This is a genomic window from Kitasatospora sp. NPDC094015 (assembly GCF_040304075.1).
Classification (GTDB): Bacteria; Actinomycetota; Actinomycetes; order Streptomycetales; family Streptomycetaceae; genus Kitasatospora.
In genome coordinates this window covers 1-23456 of sequence record NZ_JBEOUL010000035.1, presented here as the reverse complement: position 1 = coordinate 23456, position 23456 = coordinate 1, and the positions used below count along the sequence as shown (strand labels likewise).

The following is a 23456-nucleotide window of genomic DNA, read 5'->3' as shown; positions in this document are numbered from 1 at the left end:
GCCGGGTGCTACGCGGCTGCCGGGATGGTCTGCTCCGCCCAGACGGTCTTGCCGGAGGTGGTGTGTCGGGTGCCCCAGCGGCTGGTGAGCTGGCCGACCAGGAACAGGCCGCGGCCGCCCTCGTCCAGGTCACGGGCCCGGCGCGGGTGCGGGGCGGTGCTGCTGGCGTCGGAGACCTCGCAGATCAGGGTGGAGTCGTGGATCAGCCGCAGCTGGATCGGCGGGCTGGCGTGGCGGATCGCGTTGGTGACCAGCTCGCTGATGATCAGTTCGGTGGTGTGCACCGTGTCGTCCAGGTGCCAGCGGCCCAGCTGGTCGGCGGCCCACCCGCGGGCGTCCGCCAGCACGGCCGGGTCGGCGGGGATGTCCCGGGAGGCCACGCTGGCGGCGCCGAGGGTGCCGGTCCGGGCGATCAGCAGGACGGCGTCGTCCGCGGCGCGCTCGCGCAGCAGGGCCGCGACGACGCGGTCGCAGCTGCTCTCCAGCGAGCCGCGCGGCGGAACGGCGAGGGTGCGCGCCAGGATCCGGGTGCCGCTGTCGATGTCCCGCTCGTGGGTCTCCACCAGCCCGTTGGTGAAGAGCACCAGCAGGCTGCCCTCGCGCAGCACCACCTCGGTCGTCTCGAACGGCACCCCGCCCACGCCGAGCGGCGGGCCGGGCACGATGCCGACGGTCTCCACCCGGCCGCGCGGGCTGACACTCAGCGGCGCCGGGTGGCCGGCGCTGGCGATGGCGCAGCGCAGGGTGATCGGGTCGTAGACCGCGTACATGCAGGTCGCGCCGATCTCGGCGGTGGTGTCGATGCCCTCCTCGACCTCCTCGAGGATCAGGTCGTCGAGCTGGCCGAGCAGCTCGTCCGGCGGGAGGTCGACGTCGGCCAGGGTCCGCACCGCCATCCGCAGCCGGCCCATGGTGGCGGAAGCCCGGATGCCATGGCCGACCACGTCCCCGACCACCAGGGCGATCCGGGCGCTGGAGAGCGGGATCACGTCGAACCAGTCGCCGCCCACGCCGCTGCGCGGGTCGGCGGGGAAGTAGCGGGTGGCGGTCTGCACGGCCAGCCCGGCCGGCGGGCGGTTCGGGAGCAGGCTGCGCTGGAGGTCGAGCGAGGGGTTGTCCGGTGCGGGCCGGACGGCCGGCTCGGCGACGGCGGCCGCCTGGAGGTACCACTGCACCTGCCCGTGGGCGTCGGCCAGCGGGCAGGCCCGCACCTCGGCGGGGAGCGGATGCCCGCGCCGCCCGCGCAGGGTGAGCCGCCCGGACCAGGGGCGCCGCCGCTCCAGGCTCGCGCGCGCGGACGCCGGCAGCGGCCCGGCCAGCAGCTCGGCGGCCGGGTGCCCGAGGGTCCGCTCGGCGGGACGGCCGAGCAGCAGGGCCGCGCCGCGACTCCAGGCGGTGACGGTGCCGCGGGCGTCCACGGCGGCAGCGGCGAACTCGGCCGCGGGCGCGGGGGCGCCCGCCGCGCCGCCGGTCGGTCGGCCGGTCCGGGTGCCGTCGCTCTGTCGGTTCATGTCACACACGTCCCGAAGAGACCCTTCCCGGCCCTCCGGAGCCCAACCCCCGTCCGGGCGGGCGAGCGGGTCGCCCGCGGCGGCGCGGTTCGGTGCCGCTCGGGGAGCGGGGTGGTGGTGCCGGCGGGGCGGGGCGGCTCAGGGGCAGCGGGGGGTGTACCCGAGGATCCAGCCGAGCGCCTGGGCGACGCCGCGGGCGTACCGGCGGTCACCCGGGGTGAGCCGCTCGTCGTGCCAGCTGGCGAGCGCGAGCCGCTCCTCGGCCATCAGCCGCAGCAGCGGATCGGCCGGGACGGGCGCCGAGCGCTGGATCGGGACGTCCTCGCGGGGGCTGAGGGCCCACCGGTACGCGGCGGCGACGCCCTGGCGGCGCGGCCCGGCCTTCGGGGCCTGCCGGGCGATCCGGTCCAGGGCGTCCCGGATCTCCTCGACCGCCCGGATGCCGACGGTGCTCTGCTCGGTGAGGGTGCCGGGACTCATGCCCTCACAGTAAGGCCAGGTGGGCCGGGTGTCTGTCCTCCTCGCGGTGGATCCCGGGGGAGGGCGCCGCGGATGCCGATTCCGGCCGGCTCTTCCTCTACACCGCTGTAGAGTGCGTGACGTGCGCTGTGCGCACAGTGACGTCCGCCCCGCCCGGGAGGCCGGGGCCGCCTGCCAGACGAAGGTGGATCCGTGATGGGCAGCCAGCCGGCTCCGGCCGACACCGCGTACCCGACCGACCCCGCGCGCCCCGTCGGGGCCGCCCACCCCGGGCCGCCGCCCGGCGACCCGGGGGTCCGCTGGGTGTACCAGCCGGTCGAGGTGCACTTCGCGGACGGCGACTGGGCGCTCGGCCGGATCAGCGCCTGGTGGGACGGCCCGCACGGCGACCGGTGGTGCCGGCTGCGGATCGCCCGCAGCGGCGGGGCCGCGCGCTGGGAGCCGTTCGAGCCGGCCCGGATGGTGCTGCTGCCGAGCGGCGGCATCTGAGCGCCCCGGGGCCCGGTCTCCTCCTCGGGGTGGACGGCGGACCGCCCTCGCGGGCGATGCCGCCGCCGTCGGGCCCGGCCTAGGGTCGACGCATGGACCGACCGCTGCACCTCGCGACGTACCTGCTGGCCTACGACACCGCGCGGCAGACCCTCTACGACCGGACCAGGACGGGCTTCCTGCTGCGCGCGGCGGCCCTGGCCGAGCTGGCGCGGTGCGGGGCCGTGGTCGACGCCGGCGGCAAGGTGGCCGCCACCGCCGCGGGGGCGACCGGTGACCCGGTGCTGGACGCGGTGCTGGCCGGGGTCGGCGAGCACGGGCGCCGCTGGAAGGCCTGGATCCGGCGCGACCGCGAGGACACCGTGGAGGCGGTCGAGCAGCGGCTCGCCGTCCTGGGGGCGGCGGTGATCGAGGACCGCGACCCGTACGGGCCGCCCGCCCGGCGCCGGCTCCTGCTGCCCGACCCGGCCGAGGCCCTGGCGCTCCAGCGCCGCACCGCGGCCCTGATCCGCGGCGAGCACGAGGTCGCCGCGGCCTCGACGGCGGACGCCGCGCTGGCGGCGCTGGCCGCGGTGGGCGGGGTGCCGTTCGTCGCGCCCCGCGGGGAGCAACGGGCGAACCGGGCCCGGGTGCGGGAGCTCACCGACTGCCTGGCGGAGCTGGCGCCCGACCTGGCGAAGGCGGTCGGCGGCCTGGGCACCACGATGGTGGCGGCCCAGGGTGGCATGGGCGGGGGCTGAGGGGCCCCGGCAGCCAGGCCTGCGGCCCGGCTCGCAGCTCAGGCCGAGGGGACGGGCTCCAGGCGGTAGCCCTCGCCGTGGCGGCGGACCACTCCGGCGGTCGGGGCCGGGAAGTGGCTGCCGAGCAGCAGGGTGTCGGTGCCGGCCAGCCGTTCGAGCAGGCCGGTCCGGGTGCGCACGGCGGCGGCCGGGTCCACGTCGACGCAGCTGCCCAGGGCCGGGTCGGAGAGCTGGACCGGGTGGTGCACGCAGTCGCCGGTGATCACGGCCGACCGCCCGCCGCTGCTCAGCACGACGGCGAACTGGCCCGGGGTGTGGCCGGGGGTCGGGACCAGGGTGAGGCCGGGCAGCAGCTCGGTGCCCCCCTCCGCCACGTCGACCAGGTCGAGCAGGCCGTGCGCCCGGATCGGCTCCACCGAGTCGTCCAGCATCTGCCGCCGGCTCGGCTCCAGTTCGCCCTGGGCCCAGTGGGCGTCCTCCGCGCGGGCCGTCAGGTAGCGGGCGTTCGGGAAGGTGGGCCGCCAACTGCCGTCCGCCGCGCGGGTGGTGTTCCAGCCCACGTGGTCGGCGTGCAGGTGGGTCAGCAGCACGCGGTCCACCCGCTCGGGTGCGAATCCGGCCGCGGCCAGCCGGGCCGGGTAGTCGGTGTCGAGATCGTGCCAGGCGGGGTTGGCCCGGGTCTTGCCGTTGCCGATGCCGGTGTCGACGAGGACCCGCTCGCCCGCGATCTCCACCGCGAAACTGTGCACGGCCAGGTGCAGTTCGCCGCCGGGCCCGGCGAAGGAGGGGCCCAGCCAGTCGGCCCGCGCCACCACCTCGGGGGTGGCCCCGGGCAGCAGCCAGGCGCCGGTCTCCGGCGGGAGGGGGATCTCGTCGATGCGGTGGACGGTGATGTCGCCGATCTGCCAGCTGGACATGGTGGTGCTCCTGAGGGGGTGCGGGGTGGATCGGGGAAGGAACGGGGCCGCGCACCGACTGTTGAGGGCGGTGCGGCCGGCCGGTGCGGTTCAGCCGGCGGAGGTGGTGAACAGCCCGTCGACCAGGGTGTGCGCGTAGGCGGCGGTCAGCGGGCCGGGGCGGAACAGGATGCGGTAGACCATCGGCGCGACCAGCTGGTCCAGGACCTGTTCGACCCCGGGGGCCGGCTCACCGCGCTCGGCGGCCCGCGCCAGCAGGACGTCGACCTGCTCGGCCGCGTAGGTCGAACAGCGGCCCGCGCCCGGGCTCCCAGGGTCGCCGCCGAGCGCGTCGCGCAGGTAGGCGCGGCCGGGCGGGGAGGCCATCTCGTCGAGGAACTGCTCCGCCCAGGCGGTGAGGTCGCCGCGCAGCGAACCGTGGTCCTCCGGCGGGCCGTCCGGGCGCATCCGCTCGACCGCGACGTCGGCGAGCAGCTGCGGCAGGTCGCCCCAACGCCGGTAGACGGTGGTGGGGGTGACGCCCGCTCGGGCGGCGATCACCGGGACGGTCAGCCCGTCCCGGCCGCGCTCCGCCACGAGTTCGCGGACCGCCCGGTGGACGGACTGCTGGACGCGGGCGCTGCGGCCCCCCGGGCGCGAACCCGGTCGTGCATTCATGGCTTCATCTTAAGGCAAAGATTGAGCTTTTGTCGCCCCCGGCTGCCGGATGGATCTTCGGGAAGCAAACACAGCCGATCAGCATCGAACGGAAACCTCCGTCGGACGCCTGGTGACATGTCGTATGTGCAATTACACTTCCGATCACCGCGGCGCCCCCCACGCCCCCCACACCCCAACGGAGTTGGCCCATGCGTGCACCACGACGGAGATTCCACCGCCTGCCGGGCATCCTGCTCAGCCTCGCCCTCGCCGCCCCCGGGCTCGCCATCGGCACGGGGGCGGCGGTCCTCGCGACGGCCGCCCCCGCGGCGGCGCTCGAGAACGGGACCGCCCGCACCCCGCCGATGGGCTGGAACTCCTGGAACAGCCTGGGGACCCAGGTGAACCAGCAACAGGTGGTCGAGACCATCGACTTCATGGCCGCCAACGGCATGGTGGCGGCCGGCTACGACACCGTGACCATCGACGACGGCTGGTCGCTCATGCACCGCGACGGCCAGAGCACCGACCTGGTCCGTCACCCCGACGGCTCGCTCCAGCTCTACGACGCCGCCGGCAACCCGGTCAGCGGCACCGACGGCACCGGCCTCGACCCGTCCACCGGCCACCTGATGCCGGACCCGCGCAACTTCCCGGCCAAGGAGATCGACGGACGGACCGTCAACGGCATCGAGTACCTGGCCCGCTACGCCCACGCCAAGGGCATGAAGTTCGGGCTGTACGGCACCGACACCTACACCACCTGCCAGGGGCACCCGGGCAGCCTCGGCCACGAGAGCACCGACGCCGCCGACTTCGTCGCCTGGGGGGTCGACTACGTCAAGTACGACGACTGTCCCTACGGCCCGCAGATCATCGGACCCGACGGCCACAACTACTACACCCAGGGCGAGGGCCTGGAACTCACCCGTTCCATGTACGCCCGGGTGCAGACCTTCCAGAAGGCGCTGGACGCCGCCTCCGCCGCGCAGGGCCGCCCACGGGTGACGCTGAGCGTCTCCGCGCAGCCCGTGCACTCCGGGGTGCCGTACCTGCTGGCTCCCGACGACCCGGCCCGTACCGACCCGGTGATCCGGGCCGCCGGCACGCCCGCCTTCCAGGCGCCCGGCTACGCGCCGACCGGCGTCTGGTGCGGCCAGGTCGCCAACCTGTGCCGGATCGGCGGCGACCGCGACAGCGAGATCGACGGGGTGCTGTACAACGGCCAGCTGCGGACCGCGCTGGAGTACCCGGGCAACGTCCGCCCCGGCAGCTGGAACGACCTGGACATGATGTTCACCGGCTGGAAGTACGCCTACGCGCTGTGGGGCACGCCCGCCGACACCTGCGTCTGCCACAAGCCCTTCACCGACGACGAGTCCCGCACCGAGATGTCGGTGCTGTCGATGATGGCCTCGCCGCTCATCTCCGGCGCCGACCTGCGCACCGCCGCCCAGACCGTGCAGCACCGGGACGGCTACACCTGGTCCACCGGCATCTCGGACGCCGCCCTGGCGGTCTACAAGAACCGCGACGTGATCGCGGTCGACCAGGACCCGCTCGGCGAGCCGGCCACCCTGGTCGGCGCCCGGCCGAACGGCGCCGGTGATCCGGTGGTGCTCAAGCGGCGGTTGGCGGGCGGCGACCTCGCCGTCCTGCTGCTGAACCAGGACGCCAACACCTCCCGCACGGTCTCCACCGCGCTCTCCGCGCTCGGCGCGAGTGGCCCCGGCTACTCCGCCAAGGAGCTGTGGACGGGCGCGGGCGCCGACGTCACCGCCGCCGGCGGCGGCACCCTCAGCGCCGGCCTGCCGCCGCACGGCGTGGCGATGTACCGGCTGACCCCGCTGCCCAGCACCACGGCGGCCGCCGTCGTCGACGACGGCAAGTACCACGCGCTCGGCGCCGGCGGCACCGGCGGCCTGGTGCTGGAGGTCGGCGGCACCTGCTCCTCGCCGCTCACCTCCACGGCCGACGTGAACACCTGGTGGCCCACCCACACCTCGGAGCAGTGGACCTTCACCAGCAACCCCGACGGCACCGTCCGGATCAGCGACGACTGCTACACGCCCACCCACACGCACACCGTGCTCGCCGCCGGCACCGCCCCCGGCAACAGCGCCTACCTGCTGAACTACTCCCCGGGCAACCCCTGGCAGGAGTGGCGGGTGGTGCGCAGCACCGCGACCGGCGCACTGATCATCACCAACGTGGCCACCGGGCTGGTGCTCGACACCGCCGGCGCGGCGGCCGGGTCGACCGTGGTCACCAACACGGCCAACGGCGCGGCCCCGGGCCAGTCCTGGACCGTCCTGTCCTGACCCGGAAGCCCTGACGCCGGCCCGTCACCGGGCCGGCGTCAGCCGTTCGTCCAGCAGGCCGAGCACCTCGGCGGCCCGCTCGACCAGGTAGAAGTGGCCGCCGGGGAAGGTGTGCAGGTCGAAGCCGCCGGTGGTGTGCTCCTGCCAGCCGTGGGTCTCCGCCACCTTGGCGCGCGGGTCGTGCTCGCCCACCAGCGCGGTGACCGGGCAGCTGAGCACCGAGCCCGGGCGGCTGCGGTAGGTGCCGACCGCGCGGTAGTCGGCGCGGACCGCGGGGAGGATCATCCGGACGAGTTCGTCGTCCTCCAGGACGCCCGGCGCCGTGCCGTTCAACGTGCGGATGTCCGCCAGAAGTTGATCGTCCGTCAGCTGACGCAGCTCCTCCGACGGGATGGACGGCGCCTTGCGGCCCGAGACGAACAGGTGGGCCGGGACCCGGCCGTGCTCCTCCAGCCGCAGCGCCACCTCGAACGCTACCAGCGCGCCCATGCTGTGCCCGAACAGCGCAGGCCGCCCGGGGAGCGGGAGCAGCTCGGCCGTGATCGCGTCGGCCAGCCGGCCGATGTCGTCGATCGCGGGCTCCAGCCGCCGGTCCTGGCGGCCCGGGTACTGCACCGCGAGCACCTCCACCGCCGGGGTCAGCGCCGCGGAGACCGGGTGGTAGAAGGACGCGGACCCGCCGGCGTGCGGGAAGCAGACGAGTTGCCGGGCGGTGGTGGGCGCCGGATGGTAGCGGCGGCACCAGAGGCTGTCCGTGGCGGGCTGGTTCATGGTGCGGGCTCTCCGATCCGGTACGGGGTCCGCGGGGCGCGGGCGCGACCCGGTGCGGTGCGGGCGCGCGATGCCGTGACCCTGCGGGACGGTGGGGCTGCTGAGGTGCATCGGCTTGCTAGTGCATGGCTCGGATCCGGCTCGATCAAACGCCTGGCCAGGTGAATCGTCGAGGTTGGCTTGTTTCCATTATTTGTCCGTGCTCACGCCAAGTGATGGTTGTTGACTGATGTGAACACGCCTTAGATTCGGAACAGTTCCCGCCGTCGTGGTCGAGGCCGCTCCGCCGGCCCGACCGTGGCCAGCCGCGCCCGCAGCCGGAACTTCTCCCTGCGCCCCGAATCGAGGCCACACATGCAGTTCAGGTTGCTCGGCCCGCTGTCCATCCGGGTGGACGGGAGGGAGTGCGAGGTCTCGGCGCCGCGCCAACGGGTCGTGCTCGCCGTCCTGCTGGTCAACGCCAACCGGGTGGTCTCGGTCGACCGGATCGCGGCGGCGGTCTGGGACGGCACACCGCCGCCGAGTGCCGCCGCCACCGTCCGCACCTACGTCATGAGACTCCGCCAGGCCCTCGGCGAACGGGCCGGGGAACGGATCAGGACCCGGGCGCCCGGCTACCTGATCGAGCTGGCCGAGGAGGAGACCGACCTCGGCCGGTTCGCCGCGCACCGCAGCCGGGCCGCGGCCCACGCCCGCGCCGGCTCGCTGGAGCAGGCCTCCGCGGAGTCCGCCGCGGCCCTCGAACTCTGGCGCGGCGACCCGCTGGTGGACATCCCCTCGCGCACCCTGCGCGACGTCGAGGGCCGCTACCTCCAGGAGCTGCGGCTGCAGACCCTGGAAGCCCGGCTGGACGCCGAACTCGCGCTGCGCCGGCACGCCGAGATCCTCCCGGAACTCTGGCGCGAGGTGCGCGAGAGCCCGCTGCGGGAGGCCCTGGTGAGCCGGCTGATGCTGGCGCTGTTCCGGTCCGGCCGGCAGTCCGAGGCACTGGCCCTGTTCCACCGGACCAGGGCCGCCCTGGTCGACCAGCTCGGCGCCGAACCGGGCCTCGAACTGCGCGAGATGCAGCGCCGGATCCTGGCGGCGGACGACCCGCTGCCGGTGGCCGATCCCGGGCAGCCGGGCCCGGCGGCGAGCACCGAAGGCCTGGCACCGGCCCGGATCGAACCGGCCCGCCCGAGGCCGGCCCAGCTGCCGGCCCGGTTACCCGGGTTGGTCGCCCGTACGGCCGAACTGGCCGAACTCGAACGGCTGCTCACCGAGGACGCGGGCCCCGGCGCCGCACCCGTGGTGGTGACCGGCGGCGGCGGCATCGGCAAGAGCGCGCTCGCCCTGCACGCCGCCCACGCGGTCCGCGACCGGTTCGGCCACGGCCAGCTCTTCGCCCACCTCGGCGGCCAGGACGATCCGGTCGAACCCGGTCAGGTGCTGGCCCGCTTCCTCACCGACCTGGGCGTCCCCGCCGCCGACCTCCCCGCCGACCAGGACCGCGCCGCCCTGCTCTACCGCTCGCTCACCGCGGACCGGCGGGTGCTGGTGGTGCTCGACGACGCCTCCTGCGCCGCCCAGGTGCGGCCGCTCATCCCCGGCAGCGACGGCAGCCGGCTGGTCGTCACCAGCCGCCAGCGGCTGGCCGACCTGGACGGTGCCCAGGTGGTCGCGCTGGTCCCGATGGCCGAGAGCACCGCGCTCGACCTGCTGGGATCGATCATCGGCCACGCCCGGGTGGAGGCCGAGCCGCAGGCCGCCCGGTCGGTGGTCCGGCGCTGCTCCGGCCTGCCGCTCGCGGTCCGCATCGTCGGCGCCCGCTACCTCGGCCGGCCGCACTGGGACCTGGAGCAGCTTGCCAGGCGCCTCGCCAGGTCCCCGCACCTGCTGGACGAACTGCGGATCGGCGACCTCGGGGTGCGGGCCGCCCTGGAGGCCGGCTACCGCGCTCTGCGCGAGGTCCCGCCGCCGCGGCCGGGCACCCCGGACCCGGCCGGCGCCTTCCGGCTGCTGGGCGCGGTCGGCGCCGGGAACGCCGACCCGACCATGACGGCCGCACTCCTCGGCTGCCGCGCCGAGGAGGCCGAGACCGTCCTGGAACACCTCGCCGACGCCCACCTGCTGCGGCCCTGCGGCGACGGCCGCTACCAGCTCGACCACCTGCTCCAGGCCTACGCCCGCGAGCGCACCGAGGCCGAGGACGCCGCCGAGGACCGCGCCGCGGCCCTGCACCGGCTGCTCGGCTTCTACCTGCGGGCCGCCCGCGAGGTGCTGCGCTCGGCGGCCCGGCACGGCCGCCCGGCGACCGCCGGACCGGTACCGCTGCACAGCCCCGCCGAGGCCTGGCTCAAGGCGGAGCGCGGCAACCTGCGCTCCGCGCTGGAACGCGCCTCCGGCGCCGGCCTGGACCTGGTGGGACGCCAGCTGCACGCCGTGCTGGCCGAACGGGGCCGCGGCGCACCGCTCCCGCTCGCCCCCGGCAGCGGCTACGCCTGCTGACCCGGGCGCACCCTCCCGTACGGACGCCGGGCCGGCGTCCGTACGACCCTCACCCCGAACCCCGATCCCGTCGCACCGAAGGAGAGACATGGCCCAGCAGGTGGCAGCCACCGAGGAGTTGCTCCGGTACGTCCGCGAGGTGTCGCTGCGCGACGACCCGCTGCTGGCGGAGCTGCGCCGGGAGACCGCGGAGCTCCCGGCCGGCGAGGCGATGCAGGTGATGGCCGAGGAGGGGCAGCTGCTGGCGCTGCTGGTCGGCCTCACCGGCGCCCGGTCGGTGCTGGAGATCGGCACCTTCACCGGCTACAGCACGCTCTGCCTGGCCCGTGCGCTGCCGCCCGGCGGCTCGGTGGTGACCTGCGACATCACCGACCGGTGGCCCGCGATCGGGGCCGAGTACTGGAAGCGGGCGCAGGTGGCCGACCTGATCGAGGTCCGGATCGGTGACGCGCTCGACACCCTGGCCGAGCTGGCGGCGCAGCGCGGACCGGACACCTTCGACCTGGTCTTCGTCGACGCCGACAAGGCCAACTACCCGTCCTACTACGAGGCCGTGCTGCCGCTGGTGCGGCCGGGCGGGCTGATCGTGGTGGACAACACGCTGTACTTCGGCCGGGTGGTCGACCCGGCTGCGCAGGACCGGGACACGGTCGCGGTCCGCGAGTTGAACGCGGCGCTGCACGCCGACGAGCGGGTGGAGATCTCGCTGCTCGCGGTGGCCGACGGGATCACGCTGGTTCGCAAGCGTCCGTAATACCGCCGCGGAGCGCGGGAGGCCCGGCCTCCCGCGCTCCGCGCGCCGCTCAGCCCGCCGGGGCGGTCAGGTCGGGCGCCTCCAGCCGGACCGTCGGCGAGCCGGGGCGCGGGCCCGGCAGCAGGTGCAGCAGCTGGACGCCGTCCGCGGCGGCCCGCTCCCCGTCCGGGGCGTCGGAGCAGCAGGCGCACGGCTGCTCCTCGAAGCCGGCGAAGCGGTAGGCGATCTCCATCATCCGGTTGCGCTCGGTCGGCCGGAACGCGGCGGTCAGGTGGACGCCGGCGGCGGCCGCCTGGCCGATCAGCCAGTCGAGGATGGTCGATCCCGCGCCGAAGCTGACCACCCGGCAGGAGGTGGCCAGCAGCTTGATGTGCCAGCGCCGCGCCAGCCGCTCCACCAGCAGCACGCCGACGGCGCCGTGCGGCCCGAACCGGTCGCTCATCGAGGTCACCAGCACCTCGTGGCCGGGGTCGGCGAGCAGCTCGCGCAGCCGCTCGTCCGGGTAGTGCACCCCGGTGGCGTTCATCTGGCTGGTGCGCAGGGTGAGTTCCTCGACCCGGGAGATGTCCTCGCCGGTGGCCCGGCCGATCCGCATCACCAGCTCCAGCGAGCGCAGGAACTCCGCGTCCGGCGCCGCGGAGCCGGCCCGTTCGGCGTCCCGCCGGAACCCCGCCTGGTACATGGTGCGGCGCCGGCGCGCGTCGGTGGTGACCACCGCCGGGTTGAACTCGGGCAGGTCCGCCAGCGCGGCCGCCTGCTCCGCCGGGTAGCAGCGCACCTCGGGGAGGTGGAAGGCCACCTCGGCGCGCTCGGCCGGGCGGTCGTCGACGAAGGCGATGGTGGGCAGGGCGAACTTGAGCCGTTCGGCGATGGTACGCACCGACTCGGACTTGGTGCCCCAGCCGATCTGCGGCAGCACGAAGTACTCGGCCAGCCCGAGCTCCTCCAGCTTCGCCCAGGCCGGCTCGTGGTCGTTCTTGCTGGCGACCGACTGCAGGATGCCGCGGGCGTCCAGCGCCAGCACCACCTTGCGGATCTCCTCGGTCAGCTCCACCTCGCCGTCCTCCAGCAGGATGCCCTGCCACAGCGTGTCGTCCAGGTCCCAGACCAGGCACTTGACGGTGGTCACGGTCACCGCTCCTCCTTCGGGGTGAGGTCCTTCGGGGCGAGGTCCAGCGCGTGCTGGGCGAGCAGCAGGCCGAGGAGTTCGTTGCTGCCCTCGATGATCTCCATCAGCTTGGCGTCGCGGTACGCGCGGGCGACCACGCCGCCGTCCCGGGCCCCGGCCGAGGCCAGCACCTGGACGGCGGTCGCCGCGGCCTGCGCGGCGCTGCGGGCGGCCACCTGCTTGGCCAGCACCGTCGCGATCACCTGCTCCGCCGAACCGGCGTCCCAGCAGCGCGAGGCGTGCTCGCAGACCCGGGTGGCGACCTGCTCGGCGACCAGCAGCTCCGCCAGGTGCCCGGCGACCAGCTGGTGGGCGCCGATCGGCCGGCCGAACTGCTCGCGGGTGGCGGCGTGCCGGGAGGCCTCCGCCAGGGTGGCCCGCAGGATGCCCACGCAGCCCCAGGCGACCGACATCCGGCCGTACGCCAGGGCGGTGGTGACCAGCAGCGGGAGCGGCAGCGCGGCGCCGCCGAGCAGGTGCCCGGCGGGCACCCGGACGCCCTCCAGCAGGACGTCCGCGTGCCCGGCCGCCCGGCAGCCGAGCGGGTCGGTGATCCGCTCGATCCGGACCCCGGGCGCGTCGGCGGGCACCAGCACGGCGGCGGCGCCGTCCTCGTACCGCCCGAAGACCACCAGCAGATCGGCGTAGTGGGCGGCCGTCATCCAGCGCTTGTGGCCGTCCAGCACCAGCTCGTCGCCGTCGGCCCGGACGGTGGTGGAGATCGCGGACAGGTCGCTGCCGGCCGCGCTCTCGCTGAATCCCACCGCGGCCAGCCGGCCACCGGTCAGCTGCGGCAGCCAGTGCCGCTGCTGCGCGGCGGTGCCGAACCGCTCCACGGTCCAGGCCGCCATCCCCTGCGAGGTCTGCACGCTGCGCAGCGAGCTGCACAGGCGCCCGGTCTCGGCGGTGAGCTCGCCGCCGAGCAGGCTGCTCAGCCCCTGGCCGCCGTACGCGGCGGGCACCTGGGCGCAGAGCAGGCCGGCCGCGCCGAGCTCGCGCAGCACCGGTTCGGGGATCAGCCCGGCCAGGTCCCAGCCGTCGGCCCGGTCGCCGACCTGCGACCGGACGGCCGCGACGGCGGCGGCGAGACGGTCAGCCATCCTGGCCGCCGGCGGCCTGCTGCAGGCGCAGCACCATCGCGGTCATCACGGTGACGCTGCGGAAGTTGTCCAGCCGCAGGTCGGTGCCGCGGATGCTGATGCCGAAGGACTTCTCCAGGTGGACCACCAGCTCCATGGCGAACAGCGAGGACTGCCCGCCGTCCGCGAACACGTCGGTGTCCGGCAGCCAGGAGGTGCGGGTGCGCGACTCCAGGAAGCGCAGCAGCTCCTTGCGGATCGGCTCGCCCCGGTCGGCCGGCCCGGTGGCGGCGGACCCGGGAGCGGTGGTGGTCGCGGCGGTGGTCGTGTCGGCGGTGGGGCGGTGGTCGGCGGTGGTCATCGGTTGTCCTCCTGGTAGGTGTAGAAGCCCGCGCCGCTCTTGCGGCCGAGCGCGCCCGCGCGGACCTTGCTCAGCAGCAGGTCGCAGGGGCGGCAGCTCTCGTCGCCGGTGCGCTCGTGGAGCACCCACAGCGAGTCGACGAGGTTGTCGATGCCGATCAGGTCGGCGGTGCGCAGCGGCCCGGTCGGGTGCCCGAGGCAGCCCTGCATCAGGGCGTCCACCGCCTCGACGCTCGCGGTGCCGTCCTGCACCACCCGGGCGGCGGTGTTGATCATCGGGTGCAGGACCCGGCTGGTGACGAAGCCGGGGGAGTCCCGGACCACCACGGGGGTGCGGCCGAGCGCGGCGAGCAGCGCCTGCACGGTGACCATGGCGGCGTCGCCGGTCCGCGCGCCGCGGACCACCTCCACCGTCCGGATCAGGCTCGGCGGGTTCATGAAGTGCGTGCCCAGCAGGTCCGCCGGGCGCGCCACCGAGTCGGCCAGCTCGTCGACCGGGATGGAGGAGGTGTTGGAGACCAGCAGGGTGCCGGGCCGCACCCGGCCGGAGACCTCGGCCAGCAGCGCCGCCTTCAGCCCGGCGTCCTCGGTGACCGCCTCGATCACGGCAGTGGCGCCGTCCACCGGCTCCAGCCCGCCGCCGGTGCTCAGCGTGCCGGTGCTCGGCGTGCCCGGCCCCGTGGCGCCCGCGCCGGCCGGCAGCCGGCCCATCAGCTCGGCCAGCCGCAGCTGCTCGGCGATGCCCTGCTCGGCACGGACCAGCTGCTCGGGGTCGGTGTCGATCAGGGCGACGGAGACGCCGTGGCCGAGCGCCAGGGCGCTGATGCCCGTCCCCATCACCCCCGCCCCCAGGACGACCAGCCGGTCGGCGGGCCCGGGTGTCGTGGTCATGCGCTGTTCCTTCCGTTGTCGCGGATCGGGGTGGGCCGCGGCGCGTCCAGGGTGGCGGCGAGCCACTCCCGGACGGCGGCGGCGGTGGTGCCGACGTGCTCCTCCATCAGCGACCAGTGGTCGCCGGGGACGTCGAGCACGGCGTCGGCGGCCGGCCAGGAGGCCCGCCAGTCGACCGTGCTGCCGGCGGCCGGTTCGGCCAGCGGGCTGGAGGCCCGGACCAGCAGGACCGGCGTGCCGAGCGCCGGCGGGTGCCAGTCGTCGAGCAGCTGGAAGTACCGGCCCATGGCGGTCAGCCGGGTGTCGTCCATCGGCGCTGCGCGGTCCGCCCGTTCGAACATGCCCCGTACCAGGACGTCCTCGAACTGGGTCATCGCCGGGTCGCCGGACAGGTAGGTGTCCAGCAGGACGACGGCGGCGGCGGGCGTGCCGAGCCGCTCCAGCCGGGCGGCGACCGCCTGCGCCAGGGTGCCGCCGGAGGAGGAGCCGAGCAGCACCGCCGGGCGTCCGTCGGCCGCCTCCAGGACGGCCGCAGCCTGGAACGCGACCAGCGCCGCCATCGCGTCCGGCAGCGGCTCGCCCGGGGTGAAGCCGGGCGCGTCCAGCGCGCTGACGCCGAACCCGTCGCGGAACAGTGCGGCGAACCGGGCGTACTGGTGGGCGCCGCCGAGCGCCACGATCGAGCCGAAGCAGACCAGCTCAGGAGCCTGCGGCGAGGGCCGGGCGGCCAGCCGCAGCGGCCGGGGTCCGGCCCCCGGGGCGAGCAGCTCCGCCGGGTCCGTGAACTGTGGGCGCAGCGCCGCGGCGGTGCCCAGCAGGGCGATGCCGGTGTCGATCAGGCCCTGCTCGCAGGCCTGCCGGAAGAGCGCGCCCACCGGCCCGTCCGCGCCACCCGCCGCCGGCCCGGCCGGCTCGCCGGGACCGGCCGGCCCGCCCGGGTCGCCGAGCTCCGCCAGCAGGCGCCGGGCGAGTCGGGCGGGGGTGCCGGCCTCGAAGACCAGGGTGGGCCGCAGCCGCAGACCGGTCGCGGCGTTCAGCCGATTGCGCAGCTCCACCGCGGTCAGCGAGTCGAAGCCCAGCTCCAGGAAGGCCGCCTCGACGGAGACCGCCGCCGGATCGGCGTGGCCGAGCACCTCGGCGGCCTGACGGCGTACCAGGTCGAGCAGTAGTGCCTCCCGCTGCGCCTCGCCGGGCGCCGCCGCCAGCCGCCCGCGCAGCGCCTGTGCCTCGGCGGCGGGGTCCGACCCGGCCGGGCGGCCAGCGCGGCCGGGCACGCTGCGCACCAGCGCGCGCAGCAGGGGCGGGACAGGGCCCTGCACGACGGCCGGCAGGTCGAGGCGGACCGGTACCAGGGCGCCGTCACCGCCGGCCAGTGCCGCGTCGAACAGCGCCAGCGCCTCCGCGGTCGACAGCGCACCGGCGCCGCTGTCGCCGATCCGGCGCAGGTCGCTCTCGGCGAGGGCGCCGGTCAGCGCGCTGCGCTCCGCCCACAGGCCCCAGCCGAGCGAGGTGCCCGCCAGTCCCTCCCGGCGGCGGGCGGCCATCAGCGCGTCCAGGGCAGCGTTGGCCGCCGCGTACGAGCCCTGACCGGGGCCGCCGAACACGGCGGCGGCCGAGGAGTAGGCGACGAACGCGGTGAGCGGCTGCCCGGCGGTCAGCTCGTGCAGCAGCAGGGCGCCGCCCAGCTTGGGGGCGAACACCTCGGCCAGTCGCTGCGGCGTGAGCGACTCCAGCACGCCGTCGTCCAGCACGGCGGCCGTGTGCACCACCGCGCGCAGCGGGTGCTCGGGGTCGATCGCCGCCAGCGCCTTCGCCAGCTCCTGGCGGTCCGTCACGTCACAGGCCGCCGCCTCGACCCGGGCGCCGAGCGCGGTCAGGTCGGCGGTCAGGCCGGCCAGCCCGGGGGTGGCGGGGCCGCGCCGCCCGAGCAGCAGCAGGTGCCGCACGCCGTGCTCGGCCACCAGGTGGCGGGCCAGCAGCCCGGCCAGCGTGCCGCCGCCACCGGTGATCAGGACGGTGCCCTCCGGGTCGAACACCACCGGGGTGTCCTGCGGTCCGGCGGGCGCCGGGCGGCCCAGCCGGGCCGCGTGCAGCACGCCGCCGCGGACCGCCAGCCGGGGTTCGCCACCCAGTGCGGCCCGCAGCCCGAGCGCGGTCCCGGCCGGGCCGTCGGTGTCCAGCAGCACGAACCGGTCCGGGTGCTCGGACTGGGCGCTGAGCACCAGCCCGTGGACGGCGGCGCCGAACACGTCGACCGGCTCCTCCCCGAGGTCGGCGCCGCCGCGGGTCAGCACCACCAGCGGGAGGTGCTCGGCCGCCGGATCGGCCAGCCAGGCCTGCAGCCGGGTCAGGACGGCGCCGACGGCCGCCGCCACCTCCTGCGGACCGGCGTCCGCCACCAGCGGCGGGCAGGCCAGCAGGCGCAGCTCGGGCCGCTCGGCGGGGGCGCCGTCCGGCTGCATCCGGTGGTCCGGCTCCCCGTACGGCGCCCAGCGCGGCTGTGCGGCGGCCGGGGCGGGCAGCGGCGTCCAGTCGAGCCGGTGCAGCGAACGGGCCGGGGTGCGCAGCGTCTCGAAGGCGGCCGTCCGCATGGTCAGCGAGCCGACCTCGGCGACCGGCCGGCCCGCCCCGTCGTGGACCAGCACCGTGACGGCGTCCGGGTCGGCGGCGTCCGGGCGCAGGGTGACCCGCAGCACCGGGTCGGCGCTGCCGGTCAGGGTGACGCGCTGCCAGGAGAACGGCAGCGGGACCCCGGCCCCGCCGCCCGCCGGGGAGCCGTCGGCGGCCCCGGTCGCGCGCAGCCCGACGGTCTGCAGGGCGGCGTCCAGCAGCGCCGGGTGGCACACGAACCCGGCCTCGGGGGCGACCCCGTCCGGCAGCGCCACCTCCGCGAACACCTCCGGCCCGCGCCGCCAGGCGGCCCGCAGCCCGCGGAACGCCGGCCCGTACGTGATGCCGCGGGCCAGGAAGCCCGCGTAGCAGTCGGCCACCGGCACCGGGACCGCCCCGGCGGGCGGCCAGCTGCCCGCCTCCGCGGGCTCCGCAGCCGGCGTGCCGGCCGGCGCCAGCCAGCCGCCCGCGTGCCGCTGCCACGGAGCCCCGGGGCCCGCCTCCTGCGGCGCCTCCTGCGGGCGGGAGTGGAACTCCACCGCCCGCCGGCCCTGCCCGTCCGGGCCGCCCACCGACAGCCGCAGCTCGCGGGCGCCGTCCGGGGCCAGCACCAGCGGGGCGGCCAGCGTCAGCTCCTCCACCAGCGGGCTGCCCAGCTGCCCGCCGATCCGGGCCGCCATCTCCAGGAACGCCACGCCCGGCAGCAGGACGGTGCCGGACACCGCGTGGTCCGCCAGCCAGGGTTGCGCGTCGGTGGACAGCCGCCCGGTGCACACCAGCCCGTCCTGGCCAGGGAGTTCGACCACGGCGGTGAGCAGCGGATGGCCGCCGGGCCGCTGACCGGCCGAGGCCGGGTCGCCGCCGGCCGGCGGTGCGTCCAGCCAGTAGCGCTGCCGCTGGAACGCGTACGTCGGCAGCTCAGGCCCGGGCCCGGCCGGGACACCGGCGAAGACCGGCCGCCAGTCCACGGCCAGCCCCCGCACGTGCGCCTCGCCGAGCGCGAGCAGCAGCCGGGGCAGGTCGCCCTCGCCGCGGCGCAGCGTGGACAGCACCACCGCGTCGGTGACGCCGGCGTCCGCGAGGGTGTCCTCGATGCCGTAGGTCAGGGTGGGGTGCGGGCTGACCTCCAGGAAGGTCCGGTGGCCCTCGGCGAGCAACTCCCGTACCGCCTCGTGGAAGTGGACCGTGCCGCGCAGGTTGCGGAACCAGTACCCGGGCGACAGGTCGCCCGGACCGACCCGGCCGCCGTCGACGGTGGAGACCATCGGCACCGTCCCGGCGCCCGGCGCGATCCCGGCCAGCTCCGCGTGCAGCTGCTCGGCCAGCGCGTCCACCCCGGCCGAGTGCGAGGCGTACTCCACCGGGATCCGCCAGGCCAGCACGCCGTCGGCGGCCAGCTCGGCGAGCAGCGCCCCGATCGCCGGGCCCTCGCCGGCCACCACGACCACCCGGGGCCCGTTGACGGCGGCCACCGACAGCGCGTCGCCGTGGGCGGCCAGGCGCTCGCGCACCTCCTCGACCGGCAGCATCACGGTGGCCATCCCGCTCCCGCCGGTCACCCCGGCCAGCGCCCGGCTGCGCAGCGCGACCACCTTCGCGGCGTCCGCCAGCGACAGCAGGCCGGCCACGCACGCGGCCGCCACCTCGCCCTGGCTGTGGCCCACCACGGCGGCGGGCCGCACCCCGTGGCCGATCCACACCGCCGCCAGCGAGACCATCACCGAGAACAGCACCGGCTGGAGCACCTCGACCCGCTCCAGCGAGGGCGCGCCCGGTTCCTCGCGCAGCACCGCGCCCGGCGAGAAGTCCAGGTACGCGGCGAGGGCCTGCTCGCAGTCCGCCATCCGCGCGGCGAACACCGGGGAGGAGTCGAGGAGTTCGGCGGCCATCCCGGGCCACTGCGCGCCGAGGCCCGGGAACACGAACACGGCCCCGCGCCCGCCCGGGGCGGCGGTCCCGAGGGTGGCCCGGTGGATCCCGGGGAAGCGGTCGTCGTCCCCGGCCAGCGCGGCCAGGCCGGCCAGCAGCTCGGGCCCGTCGCCGGCCAGTACGGCCCGCTCGGCGAACGGTGTGCGGCCGAGCGCCAGCGCCCGCCCGACCAGGTGCGGGTCGGCGGCCGGGTCGGCGGCCAGCCGGTCGTGCAGCCGGGTCGCCTGGGCCCGCAGCGCGGCCGGGCTCTTCGCGGAGAGCAGCCAGGCGGTCGGCCCCTCGCCGGCCCGGGGCTCCGGCGCCGGCTCCGGGCCGGCCTCCAGCACCAGGTGCGCGTTGGTGCCGCTGGCCCCGAACGAGGAGACCGCGGCCCGGCGCGGGCGGCCGGTGGCGGGCCAGTCCCGGGCCTCGGTCAGCAGCTCCACCGCGCCCTCGGTCCAGTCGACCTGACGGGAGGCCGGGCCCAGGTGCAGGGTGCGCGGCAGCACGCCGTGCCGCATCGCCAATACCGTCTTGATCACCCCGCCCACCCCGGCGGCGGCCTGGGTGTGCGTCAGGTTGGATTTCAGGGAGCCGAGGAGCAGGGGGCGGTCGGTGGGGCGGTGTTGTCCGTAGGTGGCGAGGATGGCTTGGGCTTCGATGGGGTCGCCGAGGCGGGTGCCGGTGCCGTGCGCCTCGACGGCGTCCACGTCGGCCGCGGACAGCCCGGCGTCGGCGAGGGCGGCCTGGATGACGCGTTGTTGGGAGGGTCCGTTGGGGGCGGTGAGGCCGTTGCTGGCGCCGTCCTGGTTGACGGCGGAGCCGCGGACCAGGGCGAGCACCGGGTGGCCGTGGCGCCGCGCGTCGGACAGCCGCTCCAGCAGCACCAGCCCGACGCCCTCGCCGAAGCCCGCGCCGTCGGCGGCGTCCGCGAAGGACTTGCACCGCCCGTCGACCGCCAGCCCGCGCTGGCGGCTGAACCCGACGTACAGGCCGGGCGTCGACATCACGGTCACCCCGCCCGCCAGCGCCAGGCCGATCTCACCGGCCCGCAGCGCCTGGCAGGCCAGGTGGATCGCCACCAGCGAGGACGAGCAGGCGGTGTCCAGCGTCACCGCCGGCCCCTCCAGGCCGAGCGTGTAAGAGATCCGCCCGGAGGCGATGCTCGGGACGCTGCCGGTGCCGAGGAAGCCCTCCAGCTCGGCCGGGATCCGCTGCAGCCGGGCCGAGTACTCGTTGTACATGACGCCCGCGTACACGCCCGTCCGGCTGCCGCGCAGCGTCACCGGGTCGATGCCGGCCCGCTCGATCGCCTCCCAGGACGCCTCCAGCAGCAGCCGCTGCTGCGGGTCCATGGCCAGCGCCTCGCGCGGGCTGATGCCGAAGAAACCGGGGTCGAACTCGGCGGCGTCGTGCAGGAATCCGCCCTGCCGGGTGTAGAAGGTGCCGGGCGCGTCCGGGTCCGGGTCGTACAGCCCCTCCACGTCCCACCCCCGGTCGGCGGGGAACTCCGAGACCGCGTCCCGCTCGGCGGCCAGCAGCTCCCACAGCTCCTCCGGGGTGCGCACCCCGCCCGGGAAGCGGCAGCTCATCGCGACGATCGCGATCGGCTCCGCGCCCCGCGCCGCGAGCTGCCGGTTCTCCTCCCGCAGCCGCTCGTTGGCGAGCAGCGACGCCCGCAGTGCCTCGACCACCTGGTCCGTGCTCATGGTGCTCCGTTCCTTCTCGGGCTCAGGCATGCTCACTCCCCAGGGCCAGCCGGACCAGGTCCTCGACCGCCATCTCGCCGATCGCGGCGGCGGACGGCTCCGCCGCCGGGGCGGGCTCCGCGGCGTCGGAGCCGCTCCCGGCCCCGGCCCCGGCCTCGGCGCGGGCCAGCGCCAGCAGGCCGTCCAGCAGGCCCGCCGCGCGCAGCCGGGCCACCGGGATGCCGGCCAGCAGACGGCCGATCTCCGGGTCCCGCTCCTCGCCCGCCGGGTCGGCGGCGGGCAGCCCCGGGACGATCCGCTCCACCAGGTACGCGGCCACCGCCACCGGGCTCGGGTGGTCGAACACCAGCGTCGCGGGCAGCCGCAGACCGGTGGTGGCGTTCAGCCGGTTGCGCAGCTCCACCGACATCAGCGAGTCGAAACCGACCTCCTTGAACGCCCGGTCGGGGTCGACCGCACCCGGCCCGTCGTGCCCCAGCACCTCGGCCACCCGGGCCCGGACCAGGTCCACCACCGCCGCCCGGCGCTCCTCGGCGCCCAGCGAGGCCAGCCGCCGGTGCAGCGAATCCGCCTCGGCCGCGTCCGCCCCGGCGGCGACCCGGCGCGGCGCACCGCGCACCAGCCGCCGGAACAGCGCGGGCACCCCGGCCCCGCCGCTGCCGGCCCGCAGCCGGGCCAGATCCATCTTCACCGGCAGCAGCAGCGCCTCGGACGAGCCGAGCGCGGTGTCGAACAGCGCCAGCCCCTCCTCGGCGGACAGCGCCGCCACCCCGCCCCGGCCGATCCGCCGCAGGTCGGTCTCGTCCAGCGTGGCGGTCAGCGCGCTGCGCTGCTCCCACAGCCCCCAGGCCAGCGACTGCCCGGCCAGCCCGGCCGCCCGGCGCCGCTGCGCCAGCGCGTCGAGGAAGGCGTTGGCGGCGGCGTAGCTGCCCTGCCCGGCGCTGCCGACGGTGCCGGACGCGGAGGAGAACAGCACGAAGGCGGCCAGCTCCTGGCCCCGGGTCAGCTCGTCCAGGTGCACGGCCGCGTCCACCTTCGGACGCAGCACGGTGTCCACCCGCTCGGGGGTCAGCGACCCGATGGTCGCGTCGTCCAGCACCCCGGCCGAGTGCACCACCGCGGTCAGCGGGTGCTCCGCGGGCACCCGGGCCAGCAGCCCGGCCACCGCGGACCGGTCGGCCAGGTCGCAGCCGGCCAGCTCCACCTCGGCGCCCAGCGCGCCGAGTTCGGCCGCCAGCGCGACCGCGGCCGGGTCGCCGGTGCCGCGCCGCCCGGCCAGCAGCAGCCGCCGTACGCCGTGCGCGGTCACCAGGTGCCGGGCGACCAGCGAGCCGAGCACCCCGCCCGCGCCGGTGACCAGCACGGTGCCGCCCTCGGCCGGGGCGAACGGCTCCGGTTCGGCCGTCGGCGGTCGGCCCAGCCGGGCCGCCAGCACCTCGCCCTTGCGGACCGCCAGCTGCGGTTCCCGGGTCGCGAGCAGGCCCGGCAGCAGGGCGGGCAGGCCGTCCGGGTCGTCGGTGTCCACCAGCACGATCCGGTCCGGGTGTTCGGACTGCGCCGAGCGGACCAGGCCGCGCAGCGCGGCGCCCGCCAGGTCGGCCACCCCCTCGGCCGGGCCGGCGGCCACGGCCGCGGCGGTGACCAGCACCAGCGGTGTCGCCGCGCGGTCCTCGTCGGCCAGCCAGTCCTGGAGCAGCGCCAGCCCGTCGGCCAGCACCGCCCGGACCGCGGCCGGGTCGTCGCCGCGGGCGGCGCAGTGCACCAGCACCCCGGCCGGCGCGGCGGAGGCGGGCGGCAGCTCCTCACCCAGCGCGAGCACCACCGGGCCGGGGACGGCCGGCGCCGCCGGGGCCACGGACACCGGGTGCCACTCCAGCCGGAACAGCGAGTCCGCCGCCGGGCCGCCGGCCGGGCGCAGCGCGTCCAGCGACACCGGCCGGATCACCAGCGACTCCACCGAGGCCACCGGCCGCCCGACCGGGTCGGCCACCTGCACCGAGACCGACCCGCTCGCGTCGTACCCGAGCCGGACCCGCAGCGCGGTGGCGCCGGTGGCGTGCAGGCGCACGCCGTTCCAGGAGAACGGGAGCCGCGCGGTGCCCGGCTCCTCCCGCTGGTCGGCGCCGTCCTTCGGCACCAGCCACAGGCCGTGCAGCGCGGCGTCCAGCAGGGCCGGGTGCAGGCCGAAGGCGGCGGCCTGGCCGTGCTGGTCCTGCGGCAGCCGGACCTCGGTGAACACCTCGTCGCCACGCCGCCAGGCCGCGGTCAGCCCCTGGAACACCGGGCCGTAGCCGTACCCGAAGGACTCGAACCGCTCGTACAGGCCCTCGACCGGGACGGGGACGGCGCCCGGCGGCGGCCACGCGGCGTCCGCGGGCTGCTCGGCGGCCGGTGCGGCCTCGGGGGCCAGGATCCCGGTCGCGTGCGGGGTCCAGGGCCCGTCGGAGCCCTCCGGACGGGAGTGGATGTCGAGGTGGCGGTGGCCGGTGGGGTCGGGTGCGGTGATGCGGAGTTGGAGGTGGACGGCGGTGGTGGCAGGGAGGGTGAGGGGGGTTTGGAGGGTGAGTTCTTCGAGGTGGGGGGTGTCGGTCTCGTCGGCGGCGCGGAGGGCGAGTTCGAGGA

Annotated in this window: 15 protein-coding genes and 2 pseudogenes; 5 read left to right on the top strand and 12 right to left on the bottom strand. The window is 76.4% G+C overall.

What is annotated here, in order from left to right:
* Window positions 1–8 precede the first annotated feature (8 nt).
* From ABT014_RS29525 to ABT014_RS29520, 3 genes and pseudogenes are all read right to left on the bottom strand, one after another.
* Window positions 9–1109 (bottom strand): annotated as a pseudogene (locus tag ABT014_RS29525) (ATP-binding SpoIIE family protein phosphatase); the annotation flags it as partial.
* A gap of 57 nt (window positions 1110–1166) precedes the next feature.
* Window positions 1167–1511: pseudogene (locus ABT014_RS34620) on the bottom strand (PAS domain-containing protein); the annotation flags it as partial.
* A 138-nt stretch (window positions 1512–1649) separates the two neighbouring features.
* The gene (locus ABT014_RS29520; protein WP_350642281.1) at window positions 1650–1991 is read right to left on the bottom strand and encodes a hypothetical protein; all 342 of its coding nucleotides are present in this window, start codon (window positions 1989–1991) and stop codon (window positions 1650–1652) included.
* 195 nt (window positions 1992–2186) lie between these two features.
* Here ABT014_RS29520 and ABT014_RS29515 point away from each other — a divergent pair, with 195 nt between their 5' ends.
* On the top strand, window positions 2187–2480 hold the full coding sequence (locus tag ABT014_RS29515) for a hypothetical protein (protein ID WP_350642280.1): 294 nt from the start codon (window positions 2187–2189) through the stop codon (window positions 2478–2480).
* A gap of 92 nt (window positions 2481–2572) precedes the next feature.
* Window positions 2573–3220, top strand: coding sequence for a GPP34 family phosphoprotein (locus tag ABT014_RS29510; protein ID WP_350642279.1), 648 nt, complete (start codon window positions 2573–2575; stop codon window positions 3218–3220).
* 38 nt (window positions 3221–3258) lie between these two features.
* On the opposite strand, the gene ABT014_RS29505 is transcribed toward ABT014_RS29510, so the two are convergent.
* The gene (locus ABT014_RS29505) at window positions 3259–4137 is read right to left on the bottom strand and encodes an MBL fold metallo-hydrolase (protein WP_350642278.1); all 879 of its coding nucleotides are present in this window, start codon (window positions 4135–4137) and stop codon (window positions 3259–3261) included.
* 90 nt (window positions 4138–4227) lie between these two features.
* The gene (locus ABT014_RS29500; protein ID WP_350642277.1) at window positions 4228–4794 is read right to left on the bottom strand and encodes a TetR/AcrR family transcriptional regulator; all 567 of its coding nucleotides are present in this window, start codon (window positions 4792–4794) and stop codon (window positions 4228–4230) included.
* A gap of 191 nt (window positions 4795–4985) precedes the next feature.
* On the opposite strand from ABT014_RS29500, the gene ABT014_RS29495 reads away from it, so the two are divergent.
* Window positions 4986–7097: an alpha-galactosidase gene (locus ABT014_RS29495; RefSeq protein ID WP_350642276.1), complete on the top strand. Its 2112-nt coding sequence runs from the start codon at window positions 4986–4988 to the stop codon at window positions 7095–7097.
* A gap of 24 nt (window positions 7098–7121) precedes the next feature.
* Here ABT014_RS29495 and ABT014_RS29490 read toward each other — a convergent pair whose 3' ends face one another.
* A complete protein-coding gene (locus tag ABT014_RS29490; RefSeq protein ID WP_350642275.1) occupies window positions 7122–7868 on the bottom strand; it encodes a thioesterase II family protein in 747 nt (248 codons plus the stop codon).
* Between the two features lie 354 nt (window positions 7869–8222).
* Here ABT014_RS29490 and ABT014_RS29485 point away from each other — a divergent pair, with 354 nt between their 5' ends.
* Complete coding sequence (locus ABT014_RS29485; RefSeq protein ID WP_350642274.1) at window positions 8223–10355, top strand: AfsR/SARP family transcriptional regulator; 2133 nt, start codon at window positions 8223–8225, stop codon at window positions 10353–10355.
* An 88-nt stretch (window positions 10356–10443) separates the two neighbouring features.
* Window positions 10444–11109 (top strand): O-methyltransferase, encoded by a 666-nt coding sequence (locus tag ABT014_RS29480; RefSeq protein ID WP_350642273.1) that lies wholly within the window; start codon window positions 10444–10446, stop codon window positions 11107–11109.
* A 49-nt stretch (window positions 11110–11158) separates the two neighbouring features.
* Here the strand turns inward: ABT014_RS29480 and ABT014_RS29475 are convergent, their stop codons facing one another.
* From ABT014_RS29475 to ABT014_RS29450, 6 genes are all read right to left on the bottom strand, one after another.
* Window positions 11159–12244: an HAD-IIIC family phosphatase gene (locus ABT014_RS29475; RefSeq protein ID WP_350642272.1), complete on the bottom strand. Its 1086-nt coding sequence runs from the start codon at window positions 12242–12244 to the stop codon at window positions 11159–11161.
* Window positions 12241–13377, bottom strand: coding sequence for an acyl-CoA dehydrogenase family protein (locus ABT014_RS29470; protein WP_350642271.1), 1137 nt, complete (start codon window positions 13375–13377; stop codon window positions 12241–12243). The genes ABT014_RS29475 and ABT014_RS29470 overlap by 4 nt, the downstream gene beginning before the upstream one ends.
* Window positions 13370–13717, bottom strand: coding sequence for an acyl carrier protein (locus tag ABT014_RS29465; protein ID WP_350642270.1), 348 nt, complete (start codon window positions 13715–13717; stop codon window positions 13370–13372). The genes ABT014_RS29470 and ABT014_RS29465 overlap by 8 nt, the downstream gene beginning before the upstream one ends.
* Window positions 13714–14607: a 3-hydroxyacyl-CoA dehydrogenase family protein gene (locus tag ABT014_RS29460; protein WP_350642269.1), complete on the bottom strand. Its 894-nt coding sequence runs from the start codon at window positions 14605–14607 to the stop codon at window positions 13714–13716. The genes ABT014_RS29465 and ABT014_RS29460 overlap by 4 nt, the downstream gene beginning before the upstream one ends.
* A complete protein-coding gene (locus tag ABT014_RS29455; protein ID WP_350642268.1) occupies window positions 14604–20834 on the bottom strand; it encodes a type I polyketide synthase in 6231 nt (2076 codons plus the stop codon). The genes ABT014_RS29460 and ABT014_RS29455 overlap by 4 nt, the downstream gene beginning before the upstream one ends.
* Window positions 20835–20856: 22 nt before the next feature.
* The coding region (locus tag ABT014_RS29450) for a type I polyketide synthase (protein ID WP_350642267.1) at window positions 20857–23456 on the bottom strand (2600 nt) is incomplete at its 5' end.